Here is a 1,423-nt window from a genome sequence, read left to right on the forward strand (position 1 = left end):
AAAAAAGGCCACCCCCGAAGGAGCGGCCCGAAGTCTTGGGAGGAAACGTCCAAGAAGGACAGCGGGACCGCGACGCCATCGCCGTCCCGCACTGCGAACCTAGGTCGCTGCGCTGCAGCGAACAACCTGCCAAGCGTTGCATTTTCGGTCTGGCAGACAGTCGCGATCGGAAAGCGGCTTGTCCCCGACGTGTGACGCTTTAGACACGGCACGGCGAACCGTTTCGCTTCTAAGCTTCACGTGACGCCTGCCCCACTTCGAGGATCGCAAAATGCCGATCCGGCGAGAGCACCGCTTCTTCTACCCGATCGACTGGCGCGAACTGTCGGCCATGGTCCGCTTCCGGCGCGCTGGCAGCGCCTGCGAGGGCTGCGGTCGGCCGCACGGGTGTATCGTCTACCATCTCGGCGATGGGCGCTGGTGGGACGCTCAGATCGGCGCCTGGCGCGACGGGAAGGGCAAGAGCCTCGCCGAACTGCCGACCCTGGATGACCTGACGGGAAGCCTGCGCACGACGCGCGTGGTGCTCGCGACGGCGCATCGGGACCACGACACCGCGAACAACGCGGATGCCAACCTCGCCGCGTTCTGCCAGCGCTGCCATGTGAACCATGACCGGCCGGAGCATCAGCGGCGGCGGTGGCGAACGCTGTTTCGGCGCAGGGCGCTGGGAGACCTGTTTCGGGGGGCCTACCTGCCATGACGAGAGCCGACCCGGCGACCGCCTGAAACGACGTCTCAATGTGCATGCCTCTCGGTCATCAGGCAAGGTGTTAACTCTGGGGGTCACGCCTGTGGCGCAGCCTAAGAAAGCCATGCCCGAGCGGCAAGCTCGCCTTGGCATCAAAGGCTTATGGGAAGACGCGCTCAAGAAGGACACGCTTCAACGATGAGGGAGCGTGTCTGGATAAGAATATAGGGATCGTCGGTGTGTCCTGAACGCTACATCTACTCGCCGAGAAGAGGGTATTTTCTCCGTCAACCAAACATACCGATCGGTACCCTAGATATGAACAAGATCCTTACGTCCTTCGCAGCCTTCACGGCTCTCACCGCTGCCGCTTCGGCCGCCGACCTTCCGCGTCGCGCTCCGCCGCCGGTGTTCACCCCGGTTCCGGTGTTCACCTGGACTGGCGCCTACTTCGGTATCAACGCCGGCTACGGCTTCACTGCCAGCGATCGCCGCGGCGCCACCGGCGTCGGCGGCTCGCGCGGCAACGCGATCTCCGCCGGACCGGCCGGCGGAAACACCTGCGGCGTGCTCGCCCTCGGCGGCAGCCGAGGCAACGACGGCTTCACCGGCGGTGGCCAGTTCGGCTAAAACTCCCAGTTCACCCCGGGCTCTGGCGTCGTGATCGGCATCGAGGCCGACGCGCAGTACGTCGACTTCGGCCAGAACCGCAACCGCTTCTCGGCCACCCCC

General features: G+C 65.1%; 1 protein-coding gene and 1 pseudogene. Both read left to right on the top strand.

Going from position 1 to position 1,423, the window contains the following annotated elements:
• The first annotated feature begins 271 nt into the window (after nt 1-271).
• Entirely contained in the window at nt 272-703 is a 432-nt protein-coding gene (locus MKK55_RS01835; protein ID WP_243932995.1) for a hypothetical protein, read from the top strand.
• A gap of 306 nt (nt 704-1,009) precedes the next feature.
• Nucleotides 1,010-1,423, top strand: a pseudogene (locus MKK55_RS01840) (porin family protein); the annotation flags it as partial.

Origin of the sequence: Methylobacterium sp. J-059 (genome assembly GCF_022829485.1) — a bacterium.
Classification (GTDB): Bacteria; Pseudomonadota; Alphaproteobacteria; order Rhizobiales; family Beijerinckiaceae; genus Methylobacterium.

What these genes read in the sequence shown, in the direction of transcription:
- MKK55_RS01835 (WP_243932995.1), top strand. Translation starts at nt 272, where the DNA reads ATGCCGATCCGGCGAGAGCACCGCTTCTTCTACCCGATCGACTGGCGC.